This window comes from Sphingomonas humi, assembly GCF_039536725.1.
GTDB lineage: Bacteria > Pseudomonadota > Alphaproteobacteria > Sphingomonadales > Sphingomonadaceae > Sphingomicrobium > Sphingomicrobium humi.
Genome location: NZ_BAAAZD010000001.1, coordinates 1537363 through 1553302, shown reverse-complemented (window position 1 = coordinate 1553302; position 15940 = coordinate 1537363). Strand labels below are relative to the sequence as shown.

Annotated in this window: 15 protein-coding genes; 12 read left to right on the top strand and 3 right to left on the bottom strand. The window is 64.3% G+C overall.

Going from position 1 to position 15940, the window contains the following annotated elements; all coding sequences use genetic code 11:
- Position 1 precedes the first annotated feature (1 nt).
- A complete protein-coding gene (locus ABD729_RS07670) occupies positions 2–1120 on the bottom strand; it encodes a PQQ-dependent sugar dehydrogenase (protein ID WP_344709571.1) in 1119 nt (372 codons plus the stop codon).
- 73 nt (positions 1121–1193) lie between these two features.
- Here ABD729_RS07670 and ABD729_RS07665 point away from each other — a divergent pair, with 73 nt between their 5' ends.
- Together ABD729_RS07665 and ABD729_RS07660 are read left to right on the top strand one after the other, a co-directional pair.
- On the top strand, positions 1194–2240 hold the full coding sequence (locus ABD729_RS07665; protein ID WP_344709570.1) for a type III polyketide synthase: 1047 nt from the start codon (positions 1194–1196) through the stop codon (positions 2238–2240).
- Positions 2237–2734, top strand: a complete 498-nt coding sequence (locus ABD729_RS07660; protein ID WP_344709569.1) for an isoprenylcysteine carboxyl methyltransferase family protein — start codon at positions 2237–2239, stop codon at positions 2732–2734. Before ABD729_RS07665 ends, ABD729_RS07660 begins: the two co-directional genes overlap by 4 nt.
- Here ABD729_RS07660 and ABD729_RS07655 read toward each other — a convergent pair whose 3' ends face one another.
- Positions 2735–4219, bottom strand: coding sequence for a hypothetical protein (locus tag ABD729_RS07655; RefSeq protein ID WP_344709568.1), 1485 nt, complete (start codon positions 4217–4219; stop codon positions 2735–2737).
- Positions 4220–4292: 73 nt separating this feature from the next.
- Positions 4293–5852, bottom strand: a complete 1560-nt coding sequence (locus tag ABD729_RS07650) for a hypothetical protein (protein ID WP_344709567.1) — start codon at positions 5850–5852, stop codon at positions 4293–4295.
- A gap of 132 nt (positions 5853–5984) precedes the next feature.
- Here ABD729_RS07650 and ABD729_RS07645 point away from each other — a divergent pair, with 132 nt between their 5' ends.
- The 10 genes from ABD729_RS07645 (at position 5985) to ABD729_RS07600 (ending at position 15907) form a co-directional block, all read left to right on the top strand.
- Complete coding sequence (locus ABD729_RS07645; RefSeq protein WP_344709566.1) at positions 5985–6797, top strand: glycosyltransferase family 2 protein; 813 nt, start codon at positions 5985–5987, stop codon at positions 6795–6797.
- The gene (locus tag ABD729_RS07640) at positions 6797–7234 is read left to right on the top strand and encodes a GtrA family protein (protein ID WP_344709565.1); all 438 of its coding nucleotides are present in this window, start codon (positions 6797–6799) and stop codon (positions 7232–7234) included. The genes ABD729_RS07645 and ABD729_RS07640 overlap by 1 nt, the downstream gene beginning before the upstream one ends.
- A 60-nt stretch (positions 7235–7294) precedes the next feature.
- Positions 7295–8425: a glycosyltransferase family 4 protein gene (locus tag ABD729_RS07635; protein ID WP_344709564.1), complete on the top strand. Its 1131-nt coding sequence runs from the start codon at positions 7295–7297 to the stop codon at positions 8423–8425.
- Between the two features lie 12 nt (positions 8426–8437).
- Positions 8438–9157: an FkbM family methyltransferase gene (locus ABD729_RS07630; protein ID WP_344709563.1), complete on the top strand. Its 720-nt coding sequence runs from the start codon at positions 8438–8440 to the stop codon at positions 9155–9157.
- 133 nt (positions 9158–9290) lie between these two features.
- Positions 9291–9827 carry a ribosome maturation protein RimP gene (gene rimP / locus ABD729_RS07625; protein WP_344709562.1) on the top strand — a complete coding sequence of 179 codons (537 nt, stop codon included), beginning with the start codon at positions 9291–9293 and terminating at the stop codon, positions 9825–9827.
- A gap of 4 nt (positions 9828–9831) precedes the next feature.
- Positions 9832–11496 (top strand): transcription termination factor NusA, encoded by a 1665-nt coding sequence (gene nusA / locus ABD729_RS07620; protein ID WP_344709561.1) that lies wholly within the window; start codon positions 9832–9834, stop codon positions 11494–11496.
- A complete protein-coding gene (locus tag ABD729_RS07615) occupies positions 11477–12193 on the top strand; it encodes a DUF448 domain-containing protein (RefSeq protein ID WP_344709560.1) in 717 nt (238 codons plus the stop codon). Before nusA ends, ABD729_RS07615 begins: the two co-directional genes overlap by 20 nt.
- 13 nt (positions 12194–12206) lie before the next feature.
- The gene (infB, locus tag ABD729_RS07610; RefSeq protein WP_344709559.1) at positions 12207–14900 is read left to right on the top strand and encodes a translation initiation factor IF-2; all 2694 of its coding nucleotides are present in this window, start codon (positions 12207–12209) and stop codon (positions 14898–14900) included.
- Between the two features lie 87 nt (positions 14901–14987).
- The gene (gene rbfA / locus ABD729_RS07605) at positions 14988–15380 is read left to right on the top strand and encodes a 30S ribosome-binding factor RbfA (RefSeq protein ID WP_344709558.1); all 393 of its coding nucleotides are present in this window, start codon (positions 14988–14990) and stop codon (positions 15378–15380) included.
- Entirely contained in the window at positions 15377–15907 is a 531-nt protein-coding gene (locus tag ABD729_RS07600; RefSeq protein WP_344709557.1) for a GNAT family N-acetyltransferase, read from the top strand. The genes rbfA and ABD729_RS07600 overlap by 4 nt, the downstream gene beginning before the upstream one ends.
- Positions 15908–15940: the final 33 nt, after the last annotated feature.

The following is a 15940-nucleotide window of genomic DNA, read 5'->3' as shown; positions in this document are numbered from 1 at the left end:
TTCAAGCCGGAGTGAGCCGCAGCAGGCGGCCATTGTCCTCCAGCAGATAGATTTCGCCCTTCGGACCCTGCTCCACCTCGCGAATGCGGGCATTCATCGGCCAGCGTTCGGCCTTGGCGGCCTTGTCGCCAGTCACATCAATCCGGATGAGCGATTCACCCGACAGCGCGCCCAGCAGCAGGTCGCCCTTCCATTGCGGGAAGAGGTTGCCAGTGTAGACGATCAGCCCGGCCGGCGAGATGCTCGGGTTCCACCACACCTTGGGCGCTTCGAATTCTGCCCGGGTCGGATGGTCGGGAATGTCCCCGCCGCCGTAATTCGATCCGTTGGAAACGACCGGCCAGCCATAATTCTTGCCCGGCTGGATGAGGTTGACCTCGTCGCCGCCCTGCGGGCCCATCTCATGCTCCCACAGGCGACCATCGGGCGCGAACGCCATCCCGAGGAGGTTACGGTGCCCGGTCGAATAGAATTGCGCCTGTAGCCCGCCCTTCGCAGCCCACGGATTGCCGGGGAATGGTTGTCCTTCCGGCGTCAGTCGCAGCACCTTGCCGAGATTGCCGGTGGTTTCCTGCGCGGGCTGAAATTTCTGGCGCTCGCCCGAGGTTACATACATCGCGCCATCGGGGCCGAATGCGATGCGGTGCGAGAAGTGGCCGTTGCCCTCGGCCTTGGGCGACTGACGCCAGACGATCTTGAAATCCTGCAGCGCATAGGTGGCGCCGGTGCGGGCGAGCCGGCCGTATCCGACGACCGCGCCACTCGTCCCGTCCGGACCGCCTTCGACGAAACTGAGATAGATGCGGTTGTCAGGGCCGACCACCACGTCGCCGAGACCCCCCTGCCCCGCGACCTTGACCGCAGGCACGCCCGACACGGCGGTCTTGCTTCCAGTATCGGGGCTCACCACCCACAATTTGCCACTCTTCTCGCTTACCAGCGCTTCGCGGCCGCCAGGCAGGAAGGTCATCGCCCACGGCGTTTCGAACTTGGCAACCTCGGCCACGTCGAACGGCTTCGCCCCGGTTGCGGGCTTGTCCTGGGCGGGAACTGCGGCCGTGCCGCACGCAGAGAGCGCTAGACCAAAGCCCAGCACGCCATGAAAGGTCTTAAATCGCATCCTAATTCCTCGTAGGCGAGTTACATGGGGGTAACCCTAGCTCTTCGCTCCGATATAGGAAGCACCACACTTAGTGCAGCCAGTCACCCTGCTCAGCCTCGCCACCGCCGTTCCGCCCCATCGCATCAGCCAGGGTGAAGCCAAGAGCATCGGCCGCGATCTCTTCTCCGGGCGCAAGGCCCTTTACGATCGCCTTTCGGGCGTGTTCGACAATGCCGGCATCGACGGACGGAATATCGTCGCGCCGATCGAATGGTATGGCGGCGACCATCGCTGGGAATCGCGCAACAGCCTGTATCTCGATGCCTCCGAACGATTGTTCGAGGACGCGGCAATCTCTGCGCTGAAGCGGGCCGGCCTTGGCGCCCAGGACATCGACGGCATCGTCTTCGTTTCGACCACCGGCATCGCGACACCGAGCCTTGAAGCGCGGGTGGCGCCGCGCATGGGCTTTCGCAGCGACGTCCGGCGAGTACCCATTTTCGGGCTCGGCTGCGCTGGCGGCGTCAGCGGGCTTGCGACGGCTGCCCGGCTTGCCGCGGCCGACCCGGGCTCACGCTGGCTGTTCGTCTGCGTCGAGACCTGTTCGATCTCGATCCGGCTCGACACGGACGACCCCGCGGCGCTGGTCGCGACCGCGCTGTTCGGAGACGGCGCGGCCGCGGCGATCGTCTCGACCGAAGGGAATGGGCCTGCCACCATCGGCGGCGCAGGCGAGCGGCAGTGGCCCGATACGCTCGGCATCATGGGCTGGCGGGTCGAGGATCCGGGCCTGGCGGTGGTGTTCGACCGGGCTATCCCGCCCTTCGTCACCGCCGAACTGGCGGGCGCGGTCGACGGCATCCTTGCAGATCTTAAGCTTACCCGTGGCGACATCGACCGCCTTTGCTCGCATCCCGGCGGCGCCAAGGTCATCACCGCCATCGAGGAGGCGCTCGACCTTCCGACCGGTACCCTCGACCTTGAACGCGAGGTGCTTCGCGACCATGGCAACATGAGCGCTCCGACGGTCATGTTCGTCGCCGAGCGGCTGATCGAGCGGGGCTTGCCCGAGCGGACCCTCATGACTGCCTTCGGTCCCGGCTTCACCTGCGCCGCACTGACGCTGGACCGCGCATGAGCGAGCATCATTGGCCCGCCTACGCCATATTGTTCTTCGTCACCTTTCAGCGATTATCCGAACTTCAGATCGCCCGGTCGAACACCCGACGACTGCTTGCGGCGGGCGCGTACGAGCACGCGCCGGGCCATTATCCGCTGATCGTTGCGGTCCATGCGGGCTGGCTCGCCACCCTGTTCTGGCTCGCGCCAGGCCGGGACATTCACTGGCCGCTATTTGCCTTGTTCATGCTTTTGCAGGCCGGCCGCCTGTGGGTGCTGCGGACCCTCGGGCCGCGGTGGACGACGCGCATCATCGTCTTGCCGAACGCCCCGCTGGTGACCGGTGGACCGTTCCGCTTCGTGCGCCATCCCAACTATCTCGTGGTGATCGGCGAGATCGCCGTCCTCCCGCTTGTCTTCGGCCTGTGGCAGGTGGCGCTGCTCTTCTCGGTCCTCAACGCCCTCGTCCTGACGATCCGGATCCGGGCAGAGATGAGCGCGCTTGGCGGCTAGTCAGCGCGGGTAGACGAAGACGTCATATTCCTCGTCGGTCTGGGCCGGGCGGAGGGAAGCGAGGGGGCGCGTCGCGGCATGGAAACGCTGCCGTCCCGCGGGCGTGATGACGGTGTGGTTCTGGAACATGACCTGGTAATCGCCGTCCTCGCCGATCGGCTTTTGCAGCGCGATGACGACCGGTTGCGCGGTGCGCTGGTTGAGCAGCGCGGCATCGGCGAGGATGTCGTCCAGGCTCAGCCGATCGCGCCCACCCTTGCTGAACGGCGCCCAGGTCCCAAACCGCGACTGGCGAAGTAGCCACATCGGTCTTCCGCCCCGGTAATAGACAATCGCTTCGCCGACCATGTCGGGATCCACGATCAGCGGCGAAGCATCCAGTCCCCGTCGCTCCAGCAACGCGGCTAGATCGGCAGCGCGGCTGTAGGGCACGCCGCGGAACGCCTGCACCAGCGGCTTTCGGACAAGGGTCACCACCTGCACCGCAAGCAGGATCACCAGCATCCATTTGCCGACCGGCACCGCCCTCGCCCGCCAATGGTGGTGGGGGAGATTTTCTTCACCGCCGTCCTGCGCAACGATCCAGGCGAGCGCGAGCAGGAAAACGAGCAGCAGCGCGACGTGTCTAAGATACGCCATGTAGATGAAGAAAAAGAAGAATTTGAGCGCCAGTAAGGCGAACAGTGCAGTTGCGAAGGCTCGCTTGTGACGCGCGAAAATCGACAGGCTGCCAGTGATCAGCACCAGGCTGATGGTTTGCGCAGGGGGCGGGATCCCCAGGTCACGCACGAAGGTTTTCTGGTGGAACACCGCCCGCACTAGGTTCCAAGCGGTGAAAGGGCGCTTGTCGAGGCCAACCGCAGCATCGTTGAACGGAGGATAGACGGTAAGGAACGACACAAGAGCGCCACCTGCGGCAAGGACCGCGTTCGCCCCCAGCCGCGCCCACTCGTCGCGCCGGTCGGTGGAGCCGGCACCGAGCACTTCCAGCGCGCGATAGCCGAACAGCGCGCCGGCGAAGATCAACGCCGGCATGTTGATGTTGCACAGCACGAACAGGAGGAAGCCGAACCACAGGCTGTCCTTGATCCGCGTCCACAAGGCCGCAATCGCGAAGATCAGCAGGGCCGCAATTCCGTAATTGCGGGCGATGACGGTGTAATCCATCACGAAGAAGGCGCTGAACAGCGTGCAGAATACGACCCCGATCCGAAACGGGGCGCGGAGCGCGAACAGGGCGGCGGCAAGAAACCCGAACAGCAGGCCGGCGCCGCTCAACACCTCGCGGGAGCCGGTGAGCGCGTAACCGGCGCGCAGGATCAAATACCAGACGGAAGGATGTCCCTCCCCGCGCAGGCCGCGCAACATCTCCGCCACCGTGTCGCCGCCCGTCGCAAAGGCAAATGCGCGGGCCTCGTCACGCCAGACCACGTGCATCGAGGCGAGCCAGGCGACCAGCAGGACCCACCCACCGAGCAGCGCCAATCGCTGCCAAAGAGGCGGCCCACCTATCGGGTGCAACAGCGGATCGCGCCGAACAGACGCTCTTTGTTCGCCTTCAGCGAGGGTAGACGTAGACGTCATATTCTTCGTCGCCGCCACCCTTTCTAAGCGACGCGATCTTGCGAGTTCCTTCCTTGAAACGCGCAACGGAGCTCGGCGTCAGGATCGTATAGTCATGATACATGACGTCCCAGCTACCACTTCGGCTCCTGTCGATGTCGAGCGCAAGCCCAATCACCACCGGCTTCCCGGTACGAGAGCGAATGGCCTCCGCCTGCTGAAGCAGGCGGTCGAGCGTCAGGCGCTTGTTGCCCGACAATGCAAGCGGAGTGATGGTCGCCGGACGATCCTGGCGGATCAGCCAGTAGGGCCGGCCTGTCTGATAGACAACCGCTTCGCCCATCGTGTCGGGATCGATCATAAGCATAGCGCCCTTCAACTCCGGGCGAGCCATGATGTGGGCGAGATCTTCGGCATGGGAAAAGGGGCGGCCGAGGGCCAAGTTCTGAATTGGGTAACTGATGTACCGTGCCGTCTGCATGCAAAGAAGGATGATAAAAGCGCTCGAGCCCAGCAGGAGTAGGGGCCGCGCCTTTTCCGTGGTCCAATCGCGAGCCCATCCCTTCTGCGCCTCGATCCAGGCAAGCGAGAAGGTAAGAATAAAATACAGGGCAACGTGCCGCGAGTAGCCTGGATAAACGAAGAAAAAGAACAGCTTCAAACAGACAAGCGCAAGCAAGGCCGAAGCCAAGGCCTTTGGCCTTTCGAGGAATAGCAACAGGCTCGCAAAGACGGTCAGCGGGCCCAGCAGGGACCCACTGCCGAAGCCGATCGCGGTGAACGAGCGCTTGGCGGTAAACAGAGCGGCAAGCAGGTTAGGAAAGGTCAGCGGCTCAGCAGACGTACTCGCGGCCGCCGTGTTTGCCGGCGGATAGACGGCGATGAAGCAGAGAAAGGTGCCTGCGAGGAGCAATGCACCATTAAGCGCAAAGCAGCGCCATTCCGGGTCGCTCAAGTCCCTCTTTTCTCCCAGCAGCTCGAGCAACCGGTAAAAGGCCAGAGAACCCGCGATGAAAACGCTCGGCACGTTGGTATTGGCAAGCAACAGCAGCAGCACGCCCAACCAGAGGCTGTCGCGGATTCGCGGCCACAGCGCGGCGATTGCCAGCATGACGAGGGCCGAGATGCCATAGTTGCGGGCCATCACCGTATATTCGAATCCGAGGTGAAGGCTGAAGATTATCAAAGCGAGTATGCCGATCCGGAACGGGGCTCGCAGGACCAGCAGCGCGGTGGCGGCGATACCGATCGACAGCGCGATCACCCTCAGCACGAGCGGATCGCCGAACAGGTCCCAACCAGCGCGCAGCAGGATATACCAGAGGTAAGGATGTCCCTCCCCCTGAACCACGCGGAACATGTCGGGCCATGATTGCCCCATCTGCATCAATGACCAGGCCCGCGCCTCGTCCCGCCACGGCACGTGATGCACGGCAAGGACAAGGGTTACCCCGAGCCAGAGCAGCAGCAGAATCCAGCGGGCACGTCGGTTGTCCGTTGTCGGCTGCTCGGCAAGGAGCGGCTGCCGAAGCCACTGATCGACCCTTCTCGTCACTTAATCCCCCGGTTTGCCGCACTGCAGCACGGCTGCTATGCGCGCCCTAATTCTTTTTTTGCAAGCGCATACACTCTCGTTAACCTTACTCTGTAAGAGTTGCGGGCGGCAGGTGGTTCGGGAGACGTTTTCGTGATCAATGGGAAGAAGGTTGCCGTCGTTCTTCCGGCGTACAACGCCGACCGAACGTTGGAACGGACCTACAACGAAATTGACTTCACCATTGTCGATGACGTGATCCTGGTCGATGACTGCAGCAAGGATCGCACCTCCGCCCTCGCCCGCGAACTCGGCATCTTCACCGCGACGCATGAGAATAATCGCGGGTACGGCGGCAATCAGAAGACCTGCTATTCCATCGCGCTGGAGCGCGGGGCCGACATCGTCATCATGCTCCACCCCGACTATCAATATAGTCCGAAGCTTGTTCCGGCGATGGCGGGCATGATTGCGTCTGGCCATTATGACGCGGTGTTCGCGTCGCGCATCCTCGGCAACGGCGCGCTCGCCGGCGGAATGCCGCTCTACAAATATGTCGCCAATCGTTGCCTGACGGCCCTGCAGAACCTGCTCATGGGAGCGAAGCTCAGCGAATATCATACCGGTTATCGCGCCTGGAGCCGCACGGTCTTGGAAGAACTCCCGCTGCCGGCCTGCTCTGACGACTTCGTGTTCGACAACCAGATGATCGCGCAGACGATGTGGAAAAATTTCCAGATCGGCGAGATCAGCTGCCCGACCCGCTATTTTGAGGAAGCGTCCAGCATCAACTTCCGCCGCAGCTGCACCTACGGCTTCGGCGTGCTTGGCACCGCTTTCCTCTATCGCCTGTGCAAGATGGGCGTCACTTCCTCGCGGCTCTTCACCAGCGACGAGCGGCTTGCGCCCGCCCACGCCGTGAAGTCCGTTTCGTCCTCCGCACCGGTCCCTGCCGAGGTCGCCTGATGTCGCGTTCCCTGCTGGAGGAGCAGACCCGCCGGGTGCAGAAGCTCCTCGCGCATCCCGCGTCGCGTCAGCTCATCCGCTATATCATCGCCGGGCTGATGGTCACTCAGTTCTCGACGCTGATCTATTCGCTCCTCGTCCTGCAGCATATCAGTCCGTATCTAGCCAACGTCGGCAGCACCGCCTGCGGAATGCTGGTCGGCTATGTCGTCCACAGCCGGTGGAGCTTCAAAGGCGGCAATAAGGACAGCGAGACCCTGCAGCTCGGCCGTTTCCTGATCGCAGCGGGAATTGCTTTCCTGATCAACAGTTTCTGGGTCTGGCTTACCGTGCAGCAGTTGAAGCTGTCGCCACTTGCGGCTGTGCCGCTGATGATGGCCGCGACACCGGTCCTGAGCTTCCTCCTCAACCGGTACTGGGTCTTCCGCGCTGCCTGAAGCCAAATCGCTGGCGTCCGTGTAAGGACATTGGACGACCACCGGTGAGAGGAAGCAGGAGTGAGTGGTAGCGTTGCGGTGAAGATACTTTACGTCCTCAACGATGACCCCAGTTTCTCCGGTTACGGCGGGGCGCTGCGAAATCGGCAAATCCTGAGATCACTTCGGAAGGTCGGCAAGGTAGATGTCGTTTGGATCCGCTCAGCGGGCGACCAGCGCTTGCTTTCCGAACCTGACGGCGAATGCATTTCTTGCCTGCAGCTTCCGCCGCCGCGGTCGCTCAAAACGCGGCTTGAGAACTACCGGTTCGGACGGTCCGAGATTGGCAAGCTGTATCGGGCCAACAGATATGACGTGATCGTGACCCGCCAGCCGGCCGCGACGCTAGTAGTTCCGAAGAACCTCTTCCCGAAGGTCATCATGGATTGCGATGATTTCGTCAAATCGTTCGCAGGCGGGACCTTCCGGCAGAAGGTCCGCAACTCATTGCGGACATACGCAACGAAGCGCTTGATCGGAAAGGTCAGGCACGTCTGGCTCTGCTCAGAGCCTGATCTGGCTCGCGCACGCCCTCTCAATCCGGGGACAAGCCTGCTGCGCAACATCGTTGCACCCTTTACGCCGCGAACGCATGCGTCCCGCTCCGGCCTGCGGGTGATGATGGTGGGCGCATTTAACTATTCGCCCAACCTGGAAGGGCTGCGATGGTTTGCTGGGCAGGTCTTCGGACCTGTCGCGGACAAACTTGGGCATGTCGAACTCCATGCCGTGGGCCTTGCGACGGAGGAATCGAAGGCGCTTGGGAGCGATCGGATACGCATCCGCGGCTTCGTCGAAGACCTACACGCTGAATATGCGCTCGCAGACGTCGTCATCTGCCCCGTGCAGTCCGGCGGCGGCACGCAAATCAAGGTGATCGAGGGGCTGATCAGCGAGCGCCCTGTTTTGTGCTCCCGCTTCTCTTACCTGCCTTTCGCAACCCTGATTGAGGACGGACAACACCTCATAGTCGCCGACGGCGCCGAGGAATGGAAGGACAAGCTGGAGCAGATTTTGCTTCGTCCCGACGACTTCATCTCCATGTCCCGCGAAGGTCGTCGACGCGCACTTGAAGTTTTCGGAGAAGAATCGTTCGATCGTGAAGTTGCAAACACAGTTGGGGACGTGCTGTCCGACGCAACTAAGGCGTAAGGGGGTTACGCGATGACGCCGCAGGAGTTTTTCATGAAGGCGCGCGCACGCCTGCTGGGTGAAAAGACGAGATGGATGCGGATCGAGTCCCGTTTCGTTGTCCAATTCCTTCGCCATTTCGACGTCGATTGCGTTTTTGACGTCGGCGCCAATGAGGGGCAATATGCGCTTCGACTGAGGCGCGCGGGGTTCAAGGGCACGATCATCTCGTTCGAACCTCATCCAGGAATGACGCGAATACTGAAAAGTCGAGCAGCGGGAGACCCTCGGTGGATCGTCATCGAACGCGCCCTCGATAGTGTTGCCAAGGAAACCACCTTTAACGTCTCAGAGCAATCGGAGATGAGTTCACTCCATTCCCCGACGCTGGAAGGTGAAACGCGATTCTGGAACGGTTTGCATGACCAGCGCTCGATCACCATCCAGACTACGACGCTCGACGCGATCTTCCTCGACCTGCGTACCGAGCATGGCTTTCGCCGGCCATTCCTGAAGCTGGACACCCAAGGTCACGACATGGAAGTGGTTCGAGGCGGGGCCGCGGTCATGAACGACTTTGTCGGCCTCCAAAGCGAGCTTGCCTTCACCAAGCTTTACGAAAATAGCCCCGATTACGCGCAAAGCCTCGCTTTCTATCAGTCGCTCGGCTTCAAGATTTCGGGCCTGCTGCCGAATAATGAGGGTCATTTTCCCGACCTGCTTGAGATGGATTGCATAATGTATCGGGTCTGAGGATTCTGCGTCCGACCCTTGCCTTGGGTTCTTCCCTCACCTATCAAGGCATCTCCTCCTCACATCGTTGATGCTGGCGAGGCCGCCCGGGACACCGCGGCGGTCCGAGGGGGTTTGAGCCTATGGGAGCCGCATGGACGCAACGCTGACTTCACGGATCGAGACCGAGGCCAAGGCGCTCGGGTTTGAGCTCGTGCGCGTGGCGATGGTGGGGGGCAAGTCGGACCCGACCTTGCAGATCATGGCCGAGCGGCCCGAAACCGGCCAGCTCGACCTTGGCGACTGCGAAGCCCTGTCGCGGCGGGTGTCGGACATTCTCGACGCGATGGAGGCCGAAGGCCGTGACCCGGTCGAGGGCGCCTACCGCCTCGAAGTCAGCTCGCCGGGGATCGACCGACCGCTGACCCGGCTCAAGGATTACAGCGACTGGCAGGGTCACGAGGCCCGCCTCAGGCTTTCCCGCGAAGTCGACGGCGCCAAGCAGGTGACGGGCGACATCCTCGGCGTCGAGGGTGAGACCATCGAGATTTCCGGTTCGCAGGGTGCTCGCCGCATTCCGTACGACGCCATCCACTCGGCCAAGCTGTTGCTGACCGACCGCCTGATTGCCGCCACCATGCCCCTCTCTACCGAGGGCGCCGACGAACTAGAACCCCAAGAGGAAGACTGAAAACATGGCAACCGCCGCTCCTGCTGCCGCAACGGCCAACCGGGCTGAGCTGCTTGCGATCGCCGACAGCGTCGCGCGCGAGAAGCTGATCGACCGCGGCATCGTCATCGAGGCGATGGAAGACGCGATCCAGCGTGCCGCCCGCGCCCGTTACGGCCAGGAAAACGACATCCGCGCCAAGCTTGACCCGCAGTCGGGCGACCTTCGGCTGTGGCGCGTGCTCGAGGTCGTCGACGGCGACATCGAGGATTATTACAAGCAGATCGACCTCAAGGGCGCGCAGAAGCTCAAGGGTGACGCGGCGGTTGGCGATTTCATCGTCGATCCTCTCCCTCCGATCGAGTTCGGCCGCATCGCCGCGCAGGCCGCCAAGCAGGTCATCTTCCAGAAGGTCCGCGACGCCGAGCGCGAGCGCCAGTATGAAGAGTTCAAGGATCGCGTCGGCGAGGTCATCACCGGCGTCGTCAAGCGGGTCGAATTCGGTCACGTGGTCGTCGACCTCGGCCGCGCCGAGGGCGTCATCCGCCGCGACGCGCAGATCCCGCGCGAAATGCACCGCGTCGGCGACCGCGTCCGCAGCTTGATCCTGCGCGTCGCCCGCGAAACGCGTGGGCCTCAGATCTTCCTGTCACGCGCCCATCCCGACTTCATGAAGAAGCTGTTCGCGCAGGAAGTGCCCGAGATCTACGACGGCATCATCGAGATCAAGGCCGCCGCCCGCGACCCGGGCAGCCGCGCCAAGATCGGCGTCATCAGCTACGACAGCTCGATCGATCCGGTCGGCGCCTGCGTCGGCATGAAGGGCAGCCGCGTTCAGGCGGTCGTCCAGGAAATGCAGGGCGAGAAGATCGACATCATCCCCTGGAGCGAGGACACGGCGACGTTCGTCGTCAACGCCCTCCAGCCGGCCACCGTCGCCCGCGTCGTCATCGACGAGGAAGAAGGCCGGATCGAAGTGGTGGTGCCCGACGACCAGCTCAGCCTGGCGATCGGCCGCCGCGGCCAGAATGTTCGCCTGGCGTCGCAGCTGACCAGCAGCCAGATCGACATCCTGACCGAAGCCGACGCTTCCGAGAAGCGCCAGCGCGAGTTCGTCGAGCGGTCCGAGATGTTCCAGACCGAGCTCGACGTCGACGAGACGCTGGCCCAGCTGCTGGTCGCCGAAGGCTTCACCAGCCTCGAGGAAGTCGCCTACGTCGAAGCCGACGAAATCGCCTCGATCGAAGGGCTCGACGACGACATCGCCGCCGAGTTGCAGAGCCGTGCGGGCGAAGCGCTGGAGCGCCGCGAAGCCGCTGCCCGCGAAGAGCGTCAAGGTCTTGGCGTCGAAGACGCGCTGGCCGACCTGCCGCATCTCACCGAGCAGATGCTGGTGACGCTGGGCAAGGCCAATATCCGGACCCTCGACGACCTCGCTGACCTGGCGACCGACGAGCTTATCCAGAAGAAGCGCCCCGAACCGCGCCGCCGCGCGGAGAATGCGCCGCAGCGCACCGAGGACAAGGGCGGGATCCTGGCCGAATATGGCCTATCCGAAGAGCAGGGCAACGAGATCATCATGGCTGCCCGTGCCCACTGGTTCGAGGACGAAGCCGAAGATCAGGCTCAGTCGCCGTCGGGCGACGCGCCGCAGACCGAGGAGGCCGCCGATGCGGAATCCTCGCAATGACGCGCTAGCTGAGGCCGACGAGGTAGGTGCGAGCGGGCATACGCCCGAGCGCACCTGCATCCTCACGCGCCGGACGGCGGACAAGGCGGAGCTGATCCGCCTCGTTCTCGGTCCCGACGGACAGGTTCATCCCGACATTCGGGCCAAGGCGCCCGGTCGCGGCGCGTGGATCGGCGTCACCCGGCCCGAGCTTGAGACCGCGCTGGCCAAGGGCAAGCTCAAGGCTGCGCTTGCCCGTGCCTTCCGCACGCAGGCGGTCGAGATCGCGCCCGACCTGCCCGATCGCATCGAGCAGGCGCTCGCGCGCGCCGCGCTCGACCGGCTCGGGATGGAGGCGCGTTCGGGGACGCTGACCAGTGGTTCTGACCGGATCGAGCAGGCCGCGCGGATGGGCAAGGTTCACCTTCTCCTGTTCGCCGCCGATGCCGGTACCGATGGACGCCGCAAGCTCGACCAGGCCTGGCGGGTCGGCGGTTCGGAGGAGCTGGGCTATCGCGGCGGGCTGGAAATTCCGGCCGACCGCACCATCTTGAGCATGGCGCTTGGCCGCGAAAATGTGGTACATGTGGCGCTGACCGACCCGAGAGCGGCCGCGCGCGTGCTTGGCACCCTCAAACGCTGGCGTGCTTTCATTGTAGGAATTGGCTTGCTAGGCCGCGGCGATGGTGCCGTCGGTCAGGGCACGCCTGACGAGTAGTATAAAGGAATTTATGAGCGACCAGACCGACAAGCCGAAGCTGGGTACCCGGCCGCCGCTGGGAATCAAGCGCACGGTTGAGACTGGCAAGGTCAAGCAGAGCTTCAGCCATGGCCGTTCGAACACGGTGGTGGTCGAGGTCAAGAAGCGCCGCATCCTCGGCCGCCCGGGCGAGGCGCCCGTTGCTGCGCCCGAACCGGAAGCCGCCGCGCCAGCCCCGGCGCCCGTTGCCGCTCCTGCTCCCGCTCCCGCGGCGCCCCGCCGCTCGCCCGCTGACGACATCGCGGCCCGCAAGGAAGAAACAGCACGGCGGATGCGCGAGGCCGAAGAGGCCCGCATGTCCGCGCTCGAGGATGCTCGCCGCCGCGAAGAGCAGGCCAAGGTCAACGCGACCGAGGACGAGAAGAAGCGCGCCGAAGACAAGCGCAAGGCCGAGGAAGACGCGGCCCGCAAGGCCGAGGAAGACGCCAAGCGCCGGATCGAGGAGGAAGCCCGCAAGGCTGACGAGGCCGATGCCGCTGCCGCTGCGGCCGCCGCTTCTGCCCCCGCAGTCGAAGAGCCTGCGCCCCAGCCGGCCGCGCCTGCCACCCGCACGGTCGCGTCGCGTCCGGGGCAGATGTTCCAGCCGGTGCGCCGTCCCCCGCCGCCGACCCCGGCCAAGCCCGTCCAGCAGCAGCAGCCGCCGCAGCAGAGCGCGCCGCAGCAGTCGCAGGCCCAGTCCTCGCCTTCGGGTGGTGGCGGTTCGTCCGCATCGCCTTCGCGCCGCCCCGAGCCCGCCCGTCCGGCTCGTCCGGGTGGTGCCGGATCGCGCGGCGATGATCGCCGCCATTCGGGCAAGCTGACCGTCACTCGCGCCCTTGCTGGCGACGATGATCGTTCACGCAGCCTCGCCGCCCTTCGCCGGGCACGCGAGAAGGAAAAGCGTGCCTATGCCCAGTCGGGCCCGCGCGAGAAGCAGGTCCGTGACGTCGTGGTGCCGGAGAGCATCACCGTCGGCGAGCTTGCCAATCGCATGGCCGAAAAGGCGGCGGATCTGGTGAAGGCGCTGTTCAAGATGGGCACGCCCGTCACCGTCAACCAGACGATCGACCAGGATACGGCCGAACTTCTGGTCACCGAGTTCGGACACAACATCAAGCGCGTCAGCGACAGCGACGTGGATATCGACACCGCGGCCGACGTCGATGACGAAGCGACCCTGACCGCGCGTCCGCCGGTGGTCACGATCATGGGTCACGTCGATCACGGCAAGACCTCGCTGCTCGATGCCTTGCGCGGTGCCAACGTGGTGTCGGGCGAGGCCGGCGGCATTACCCAGCATATCGGCGCCTATCAGGTGAAGGTGCCGAGCGGCGACCTCATCACCTTCCTCGACACGCCGGGCCACGAAGCCTTCACCGAAATGCGGATGCGCGGTGCCAACGTCACCGACATCGTGGTGCTGGTGGTTGCCGCCGACGACGGCCTGAAGCCCCAGACGGTGGAAGCGATCAACCACACCAAGGCCGCGGGCGTGCCGATGATCGTTGCGATCAACAAGATCGACAAGCCCGACGCCCGGGCCCAGCGGGTCCGTGAGGAGCTGCTGCAGCACGAGATCGTGGTCGAACAGCTGGGCGGCGACGTCCAGGACGTGGAAGTGTCGGCGCTCAAGGGCACCAACCTCGACGGACTGCTCGATGCCATCGCGCTTCAGGCCGAAATCCTCGAGCTTCGGGCGAATCCCGATCGCGCTGCCGAAGGCACCGTCATCGAAGCCAAGCTCGACAAGGGCCGCGGTCCGCTCGCGACCGTGCTGGTTCAGCGCGGCACGCTCAAGGTCGGCGACGTCCTCGTGGTCGGCGCCGCATCGGGCAAGGTCCGCGCGATGACCGACGATCATGGCAAGCAGGTCAAGGAAGCTGGTCCGTCGATGCCGGTCGAGGTCCTCGGCCTCGGCTCGGTGCCGTCGGCAGGCGACCAGCTCACCGTGGTGGAGAACGAGGCCCGCGCCCGTGAGGTCGCGAGCTATCGCCAGGGCGTGCTCGACCGCAAGCGGACCACCGCCGCACCGATGAGCCTCGAGAACATGTTCGCCAACAAGGCGTCCACCGTGATCGAATTCCCGCTGGTGGTGAAGGCCGACGTGCAGGGCTCCGCCGAGGCGATCGTCAACGCGCTGAACCGCCTGTCGACCGACGAGATCAAGGTTCGGATCCTCAACTCGGGTGTCGGCGCGATCACCGAGAGCGACGTCACGCTGGCGTCCGCCACCGGTGCGCCAATCATTGGCTTCAACGTCCGCCCGAACGCCAAGGCTCGTGAAGTCGCGGCGCGCAACAAGACCGAGCTTCGCTACTACGACGTCATCTATCACCTGACCGACTGGGCCAAGGGTGCGATGGCGGGCGAGCTTGGGCCCGAGATCATCGAAACGGTCGTCGGCCGTGCCCGCGTGCAGGAGGTCTTCCCGGCCGGCAAGCGCGACAAGGCCGCTGGTCTGCTGGTGCTCGAAGGCGTCATTCGCAAGGGCCTCCACGCCCGCCTCACCCGCGAGGATGTCATCGTCTCCAAGACGACGATCAGCTCGCTGCGGCGCTTCAAGGACGACGTGGCGCAGGTCATCGCCGGCCTCGAGTGCGGCGTGCTGCTGGCCGATACCAACGACATCAAGGCGGGCGACAACCTCGAAGTCTTTGAGGTCGAGGAGCGCGCGCGCACGCTCTAGGGCGTTGGTCATTGCGAGACGGAAGCGAGGCAATCAATGGCGCAGGCCCGATTGCTTCGCCCCGCTTGCGATGACGCGAGATAAGACATGAAGAAGATCGAGTCCCCCGAAGGCCGCTCCGTCCGCCTGCTCCGCGTGGGCGAGCAGGTGCGCCATGTGCTGAGCGAGGTGCTGGCGCGCGGCGATGTCCATGACGCGACGTTGCAGAGCCATCTCGTCAGCGTGACCGAGGTGCGGATGAGCCCCGACCTTCGCCACGCGACCGTGTTCGTGAAGCCGCTTCTCGGCCAGGACGAGGAAGTGGTGCTGAAGGCGCTGCGCACTAACACCGCCTTCTTCCAGGGCGAGGTCGCGCGGCGGGTGAACACCAAATATGCCGCCAAACTCAAGTTTCTCGCGGACGAGAGCTTCGATGAAGGCGGCAAGATCGACCAGATCCTGCGCACCCCGCACGTCAGCCAGGACCTCACCGAGGAGTGAGCGACCTCGCCGCGCCGATGCAGGGCGACGGCTGCTCCGCCCTTCCCTTTACCGAAACCTATCGCGCCGCGCTCAAGTCCGCATGCGCCGAGGATCGCGAGATCTGGGCGATCTATTCGACCAGTTTCGACCCCGACCACTTCGATGCCAGCCTGGACGCCTGGCTCGCCCGCCCGGACATGGAAACGTTCGTCCTGTTCGAGGGCGACGAATTCGCCGGCATGTCGAGCTTCCTCGCGATCGAGCCTGCCCGCGGCGTTCTGGAGATCGGCGGCACCTATTACCGCCCTCACCTGCGCGGGACCGGCTTCAACCGCCGGATCAAGGACATGATGCTGCGCCGCTCCTTTGCCTGTGGCTACCGCCGGATCGAGTTCCGCGTCGATGCACGCAACGCCCGCAGCCAGGCGGCGATGGCGAAGCTCGGCGCGACCCGCGAGGGCCTGCTCCGCGCTGACCGCATCACTTGGAACGGCCACGTCCGCGACACCGTGCTTTTCTCGATCCTCCGGGACGAATGGCCGTAAGCAACCTCGGATGCCTTGCGCGTTGAACTCCTG

Excerpts from the sequence above, each read along its gene's own strand:
- ABD729_RS07670 (WP_344709571.1), bottom strand. The coding sequence starts at position 1,120 with ATGCGATTTAAGACCTTTCATGGCGTGCTGGGCTTTGGTCTAGCGCTC.
- ABD729_RS07660 (WP_344709569.1), top strand. The coding sequence starts at position 2,237 with ATGAGCGAGCATCATTGGCCCGCCTACGCCATATTGTTCTTCGTCACC.
- ABD729_RS07640 (WP_344709565.1), top strand. The coding sequence starts at position 6,797 with ATGTCGCGTTCCCTGCTGGAGGAGCAGACCCGCCGGGTGCAGAAGCTC.
- ABD729_RS07630 (WP_344709563.1), top strand. The coding sequence starts at position 8,438 with ATGACGCCGCAGGAGTTTTTCATGAAGGCGCGCGCACGCCTGCTGGGT.
- rimP (WP_344709562.1), top strand. The coding sequence starts at position 9,291 with ATGGACGCAACGCTGACTTCACGGATCGAGACCGAGGCCAAGGCGCTC.
- nusA (WP_344709561.1), top strand. The coding sequence starts at position 9,832 with ATGGCAACCGCCGCTCCTGCTGCCGCAACGGCCAACCGGGCTGAGCTG.
- ABD729_RS07615 (WP_344709560.1), top strand. The coding sequence starts at position 11,477 with ATGCGGAATCCTCGCAATGACGCGCTAGCTGAGGCCGACGAGGTAGGT.
- infB (WP_344709559.1), top strand. The coding sequence starts at position 12,207 with ATGAGCGACCAGACCGACAAGCCGAAGCTGGGTACCCGGCCGCCGCTG.
- rbfA (WP_344709558.1), top strand. The coding sequence starts at position 14,988 with ATGAAGAAGATCGAGTCCCCCGAAGGCCGCTCCGTCCGCCTGCTCCGC.